At 69.5% G+C, this 7,382-nt stretch carries 5 protein-coding genes; all 5 read right to left on the reverse strand.

Features of this window, described 5'->3' with window-relative positions; genetic code table 11:
* A partial coding sequence (locus tag AC08OP_RS17075) for a LysM peptidoglycan-binding domain-containing protein (protein ID WP_476615103.1) occupies positions 1 to 2,253 on the reverse strand: 2,253 nt, incomplete at its 3' end.
* Positions 2,243 to 2,437, reverse strand: a complete 195-nt coding sequence (locus AC08OP_RS17080; RefSeq protein WP_476615104.1) for a hypothetical protein — start codon at positions 2,435 to 2,437, stop codon at positions 2,243 to 2,245. The genes AC08OP_RS17075 and AC08OP_RS17080, both read right to left, overlap by 11 nt.
* A gap of 547 nt (positions 2,438 to 2,984) precedes the next feature.
* Positions 2,985 to 3,272: a hypothetical protein gene (locus AC08OP_RS17085; RefSeq protein ID WP_476615105.1), complete on the reverse strand. Its 288-nt coding sequence runs from the start codon at positions 3,270 to 3,272 to the stop codon at positions 2,985 to 2,987.
* A gap of 132 nt (positions 3,273 to 3,404) precedes the next feature.
* Positions 3,405 to 3,674 (reverse strand): WXG100 family type VII secretion target, encoded by a 270-nt coding sequence (locus tag AC08OP_RS17090; protein ID WP_011434876.1) that lies wholly within the window; start codon positions 3,672 to 3,674, stop codon positions 3,405 to 3,407.
* Positions 3,662 to 7,382 (reverse strand): FtsK/SpoIIIE domain-containing protein (locus AC08OP_RS17095; RefSeq protein ID WP_476615106.1); only part of this gene is annotated, 3,721 nt, incomplete at its 5' end. The genes AC08OP_RS17090 and AC08OP_RS17095, both read right to left, overlap by 13 nt.

Below are 7,382 nucleotides of genomic sequence, written 5' to 3' on the forward strand. Positions count from 1 at the left end.
GCTCAGAGCCTGCGCCCGTACCTGGACGCCGAGAACGCCGAGGGACACGCGGCGGTCCGACCCGACCGTGAAGCGCCAGCGGGCGGCCGGGGTGTCGCCGACGGCGAGGACTCCCACGGCGTCGTCCCGCCCGTTCGCCATCCTGGTCAACCGGGCGATGTCGGCGGCTGCGGGAGGGGCCGCGAGAATGAGCAGATCGGGTGCCAGCGCCCGTGGATTGCCGGTGACCCGATCGCGGCCGCCCGCGGTGACGGTCGGCGGGTCTGCCGGTGCCGGATCGGTGCCGGTGCGACCGGCGTCGTCCTCCGGTCCGGCGAGTTCGTCGAGGACGGCGCTCAGGTCGTCTGCTGTCCAGACCCGTGCGGGTGCGATCGTCGTCAGGTCGGCTCCGGTGTCGGCCGGAAAACCCACCAGACAGACCCGCAGATCATCCGACCACACGTTGGTTCCCAGCTCGATCGCCACGGCGATCGCGACCTCCGTCGCGATGTCCAGGTCGCCGATCAGGCTGATGATGCCCGGAGCGCCTTCCAGGTCGACGAGAATGCGTGACCCGGCGTCGTCCCGGCCGAAGGTGACGAGGGCCGGGAACGGAGCCGGCACGCCGGCCGTCATCTGGGCGATCATCTGGGCCGGCTGGTCACCGGGCAGACCGGGCATCCGCTCGATCCGCCATGACCCGGGCGCCTCGCCCACGGTCCATGGGAGCGGTGGAGGCTCCTCCTCCGCGGGTGCCATGTGCAGGATCAGCAGGTCGTCGGTGAGGATCGCCGCGTACACCGGGGGAAGCAGACGTCCCAGATCGGTCAGGCCGGCAGACAGAACGCGCAGTGAGCGGTCGACAAATCGGGCGGCATCCGTGTCGGCGGCTAGGAGCAGCGCGCGCTCTGTCTCGTCCTCTGGGGGGCTCGCCGGCCCCGACCGGCGTGTGGACAACGCCACCATGACTCCGGCGGCGAGCAGGCTGGCGGCTGCTATCCCCAGTAGACCCTGAGAGGACGGTCCGAAGGAGTCGGACGCGAGAAGGCTGGGTGTAGCGGGGCCACCGGTGACCACCGCGGTGTGCTGCGCCGAGACGACCGCGGCCGCGTCATCCAGGACCGCCAGCGCACGAGAGGTGCCGAGACGACCGTCGCCGTCCCCCGGCTCGGGGTCTTCGAAATCGGGATAGCTGGGTTCTGGATCATCGAGGCCGGGGTTGCCGGGTCCGTGGTTGTCGAGGTCAGCGAGGTCGTAGCCGCCGGGGGCGGGGGGCGCGGTACCCATTTCGGTGGCAGGCCATCCCGGGACGGAGCCCGGCACATGCAGTACCTGCAGGCCCTCGCCCTGCGCGTCGGCGGGCAGCAGCAGCAGCCAGCCGGCATGGATGAGCGATGGCTTGGACAGCGTGCGGCCGTCCGGCTGGGCGCGACCCTCGTTGAGGTCGAAGATTTCCCGATACCGTAGACCATCACCGAGGAAGCGCTCCGCGATGCCCCAGAGGGTGTCGTGGTGGCGCCCCTCGGCAGGTCGCACCTCGTAGAGCTTCATCACGCGCCCGTTGGGCGCGAGCCGGCCGTTCGGGTCCGCGATCGGACTGATCAACTCGGCGTGGCAGACGCGCGGTGTCATGCGGCCAGCCGGGCCAGCCGGCCCGGTCCCCGGTTCCGACCGTGACGGCCAGGTCAGCCGGGTCGGTGTGCCGGCGCCGGGATCCGTTGGCGTGGCCACCGGAGCCCGATCACCCCTCGTGAGCGCGGGCGCCCTGTCGTCCGGAGCCGGCCGCGGAGCGAGCAGGGCCGCCGAGGTCGTCGATACCGGCATCGCCGTCCCCATCCGGCCGGGCGCAGGCGGAACGGCGGGGGCCCGGGCGTATGTCATCGGGGCGACCAGAATCGTCGTCCCGGAGAACAACACGGATGTGGCGACGAGACGGCGGGCGAGGTTCTGGGGGGCGCCGCCCAGCGGTATCCGCGGGGCGAGGCCGGTACCGCGCAGCTCGGCCCGGCATTCCGCGATGAGACAGGCGGTGAAGTGCAGCCAGGCGGCCCAGAAGAGCAGGGACAGGATGGCTCGGACGACCGCGCCGGCCCCGTCCCCGCTCTGGAGCGGTGGACCCAGTACCAGGATCAGTACGACCGGGACGCCGAGGACGACACCGGCGATCGCAGCGATGGCCCCGGCGGCGCGCAGCCGTTCCCGAGACCGCAGCTCCGCGGAGACCACCGGCACCGGCTGGCGGGCCGGCACACTCCCGGGCCTGTCATCGACCATCCGATGGGGAGGGGTGCCAGCACGCGGAAGCCGCCGTCGTGACCGCGGTGCCGCCGCCGGAGAGGCGGACGCCATCGATGCCGGCGGCGAGGACGGCCGCGCGGATCGAAGTGGTGTCGATGGTGGCGGGAGCGGCGTGGACATGAACCTCCCCGATCAGGCGCAGGGTCGGGCGCATGGGCACGCCGGGCACGGCCTCGTGCCCGGTTGCGTGGCGCTCATGCTAGGTCGCTGGAGACCGGTTTCCAGGGCGAAGCAGCAGTTCCCTGACCTTCTTGTGACCATTACCTGGATCCGGTCGACGGCATGTCTCCGCCGTGGATGCCGGCGCTCCAGGCTCTGGACCGGGGCGAGCCGAGGGGACTCGTGAGAGCGGCGCCGAACTGCCTGGATGTCCGCACGCCGATCCCGTGCAGTGAGCACCCGGCCTCCTCGCGCTGCTGTGCCTGGACGGCGACAGAGGGACAAACTCGTTGTAATCGTACCAGTGCGGTCGCGTAGAGGAAATTTCGAGATGAAAGATCCACAGTTTATTACCCAAGGTGGGCATCTAATGCCATTCTAGTACTAAATGTTCAAATTTATTCTTACGTTGAGTTACCTCCAAAAGTGTCCAGTGTCGCGGCGTACCAGGGCAGGCCTACCTTCGATCGACTACCTTGTCCATTCCCGTATCCGCGGAACACCGGCGCTGGCCACACCGAGGCCGGACCGACCCCGGACTGGCCCGGTCATCCGGCACTCTGGATCTCGTTCTGAATCTCGGCGAGCCGCGCACGTAGCTGATCCAGCTGGGTGTGCAGTTCGGTGAGGGTCCGGTCGTATCCCGGCCAGACGGTGGTCCGGAAATCGACCGCGCTACGACCGTCCCAGTTCTCCGGGTCGATCAGTACCTTCGCCGCGGCGCGGAGCTCGTCGAAATGGGTGAGCAGCGGGCCGTTGATGATCGTGGTGAGATCGGCGATAGCGGTCACGGCTTGTGGCGTGCTACGGACGGTGACATCGGACGGCTGGGTCATAGTGTGCTCCGGTGGCGGGGATCTGGACGGCCGTCTCGGCGGCAAAGCGCCTCGATGGCATGGAAGAGATGGAAGAGAGCGAACGGCGCGGCGGACAGTGGTCCCGGGAGGGGCGGTCCCGGGGGTGGTCCGTCAGCTTCCGGCCGCGGCGGTTCGGCGGTTGATCTCGGTGATGCCGCGGGCGAGCTCGGCGAGGTTCGTCCGCAGGTCGGTCAGCGCGCTCTGCACCTCCGGCCAGACCTGAGCACGAAAAACCTGCGCCTTCGGGCCCTCCCAGTTTCGCGGGTCCGCCAACGTGTTGCCATGATTGATCAGATTTGTCGTGGTTGCCTGCAGATCGGGTAGCTGTCGGCTCATCCGCCCGGCCGCCTGTTGGGCCGCCGGTGTGGTCACGGTTCGCACGGCATTGTTCCTCTCGGGACTCGAGCAGAGGGGGACGCGAGCAGGTCGGATATCGGGGGACAGGCGACCTGGACGGGAAGGACGGCTCCGCGGCGCACCAGCACCCCGCGACCTGGAGGCGCGGGGCCGCCGATCGTGCGGGACAGCCGGACTCCGAGCAGTTCGCCGTCGCTCGGCCGCCCCGGGGCCAGGAGCAGCCCGTACCCACCGCGGCGGACGTCGACGAGGAATCCGCGGTACTGGCCCAGCAGCTCCTCGGTCGTACCGGCGACGATCAACACGCCGTCGCCGTCGCGTGCGGCCTGCCAGAAGGCCGCCAGCTCGGCCGCGGCCCGTTCACCGACCAGCTCGGCGTCGTCGACGAGGACGACCAGAGGTTCGTCCCCTGACAGGCCGGTTGGCAGGTCGGTCAGCGACCGGATGGTGTCGGTCCGACGGGTCTCCGGCGTGACGGCTGACTCCCCCCGCCCGCGGCCGCCGCGACGGCAGGTGCCGTCGCTTCCCGCCTCCTCCACGAGGTTCATGGTCCCGTCCAGGACGGCGACGACGCCGGGCCGGTGGGCGAGGGAACGAAGGGGAGACGGACGCGGCGTCAACGCGACGATTCGGGCACCATCGGTGAGGAGTGACAACGCCAGCGTGAGTAGAACGCAACTGCGCCCGGACCGTGGCGGGCCACTGATCATGAAACCGGGGCCGTCGGTATCCAGATCTACCTCGACGATCTCCAGCTCGTCCCCTCCGATTCCGATCGGCACGTGCAGCGAAGATCGATTTTCTGGGCGCATGGCCGCCGCCGCGGATCTCCGCGACCGCCCGGGCGCGCGTTCCATCTGCTCGGATGTGACGAGGGAGGGCAGCGCGTCGATCCGGAAGGGACGACGATCGAAGCGCTCCGGCGGCCTTCGCGACACCTCCACAGATCGGCCCGCCTGGGACATCGCCCGAGAGCCCACCGCCTGCAGTGCCGCAACCTGAGCCTGGCCTGTGGGGTCCGCGTCGAGCAGCGCGATCTGTGTCTCCACGGGACTGGGGAACCGGCCTCCGACCGCGACCCCACGTCCGGCGGACAGCGTCCCGGGCATGTCGAAGGGGGACAGGCCAGCGAGCGCGTAGTCGGAAGGGTCGGCCATCCGCAGGAGTAGTCGTTCGTCGACGAGCGACGCCAGCCGCCCGATCAACCCTCGTCGATCGGTAGTGATGATCACTCGTAGGCCCACCGCCTGACCTTCGCGCAACAGCCGCAGAAGCTGGTCGACGAGTATCCCTCCGTCGACGTCCTCAAAGGCGGCCAGAAATCCTTCGAACCTGTCGACGAGCAGCACCAGGTACGGCGATGGGCGCATGGCGTCGCCCGCATCGCCGGGGGACGGCCGCCACGACCGTCGGGCCTCGGCAAGATCCATGAAGCCTTTCCGGGAGAGGATCGTCTGCCGTTCGCTGATCTCGTTGGCCAGACGGGCGAGGAGCCTCGTGACCCGCTCGGGATCGTCCCGGCTCACCACGGCACCGGAGTGCGGCAGGTCCGCGAGGGGTGCCAGGGCGTTGCCGCCGCAGTCCAGTCCGTAGAGATGGAGCTCGCCGACGGGCAGGGCGGTGGCGAGGGCGCCGGCAGCGGTGCGCAACACGGTCGAGCGCCCGGTTCGTGGCGATCCGACGATCATGAGGTGGCCGCCGTGTTCCAGATCGATCGTGAAGGGCAGCTGAAGCTGACGGTCACAGTGATCGGACAGCCCAATGGCAACGGGAGGGAGCCGAACGAGACCGTCCGCGTGGAGCCCAGGGCGTCCGCTGGAGCCCGCCGGATGGTGACCGTCGCCATCCGCGGCGATGGTGTGGTCGCTCGGGCTGGTGCGGCCGCTCGGGTCGGTGCGGCCGGCGGTCGCCCCGACGAGGGCGTCGAGGGTAATCCGCTCAGGGAGCGGGGGAAGCCACGGACTGGGTATCGGAGGGATCCCGAGCCTCGTCGAGGCCTCCCGTACTGCCGAGACCAGAGCAGCCAGGTCGGTGCGCGGCTCTGCCAGGGACACGTCTTCCGACGGCGGTCCGTACGATGGCGCCGGCACCGCCTGGGACGTGTCGGCATCCCGACGTGGAGCGTCACCCGGTTCCGGCCACGGTAGCGGGGTGACCCTGGGCGCAGGGATTCCGGACGAGCCGTCTCCGCCTGGTCTGGTGACCGGATCCGGTCCACCGATCCACCCGGTCTGAACGGCTGTCGTGATGCCCGGGCCGGTGCGTACCACCGCCCGACCGGGGGTGGCCGGACTGATCAGAGCAGCGTCCGGGCAGCCGACGACGTCCTCGCTCTCCGCCGCATCGGTGACCCGCAACGCGATGCGCAGGTTCGTATTCGCCCGGATCTCCGGTGACACCACCCCCGCGGGGCGTTGGGTGGCCAGCAGGAGATGGATCCCGAGCGACCGTCCGCGTTGGGCCAGGTTGACCAATCCGGCGACGAATTCGGGTAGTTCGCGGGCTAGCGTGGCGAATTCGTCGACGACCAGAAGCAGGCGGGGAATCGTCGGACGCCCGATGGGATGAGGGAGCAGACGTCGAAAGGCGTCGAGGTCCTTCGCTCCGGCCGCGGCCAACATCCGTTCCCGTCTGCGAAGCTCGGCGGTGAGCGAGCTCAGCGCGCGTCGGACCAAGTGCGGATCGAGGTCGGTGACCATACCGACGGTGTGGGGAAGAGCGGCGCACTCGGCGAACGCGCTGCCTCCCTTGTAGTCGACCAGCACGAAGATCATTTCGTCCGGGCGGTACATTACGGCGTGCGCAGCAATGATCGTCTGCAGCAGTTCGGACTTTCCCGCCCCGGTCGTGCCAGCGACCAGCCCGTGTGGCCCGTCGCGAGAGAGATCGATCGTGAACCTCCCACCCTCACCGATCCCGACTGGTACCGCCCTGCTCGCCGTGCCCCGGGGCGGCTGCGGCACCGATGACCAGAAATCTTGGATCACCTTCGGCGTGGGTGGGTCGGCGCCGAGGATGTCCAGGAGTCGGACGGCGGAGGGAAGGCTCTCGGAGTCGTCGTCACCGGCGTCGCGCAGCGGCGCCAGGGCTCTGGCGACCGACTCACACCAGCCGGCCGCGGAGGCCAGTCCCGCGGCATCGACGGTCGGTGCTCCGGCATGGTCGGTGAGACCGGGCCGGCCGGTGAGACCGATGAGGTCTGGGCAGACGTGTCTGATCACGGCTGACCGGTCCTGCCGCATCAACAACTCGTCGCCGTCCTGTTCGACAACGGCTCGGCATTCGGGCGGAAGGTCCCGGACGTCGGCCTCCAGGCAGATGACGTGGATGCCGACCGCCGGTCCGTCGCGTAGCACCGTCGTCATTCCGGGAACGGAGCGCAGTATCCGGGCCCCGTCCAGCACGACCAGGATGTCGGGGTCGGATCTGGGCGCCTCGGGCGGATGGGCGCAGCGACTCTCGATCAAGGATGTCAGTTCGGCGATCCGGCGGGAGCGGCTGACCTCGTCGGCTCCGACGAAAATGGTCTTCTCCTGTACCAACGGCCGACAGTGCGGCAGCCAGCGGATCCATCGCCAGGCATCGACGAAGCCTGTGGAGCCGATCAGCAGGCAAATCCGGAGATCGCGAGGGCTGTGCAGGACAGCGGCCTGGATGACGAGCCAGCTGCCGAGAAGCTGCGGCAACATGCCCCGACCGGTGACGCCGAGCACTCCCCGCTCGGCTAGAGCG

Source organism: Frankia sp. CeRuru1 (assembly GCF_977966315.1).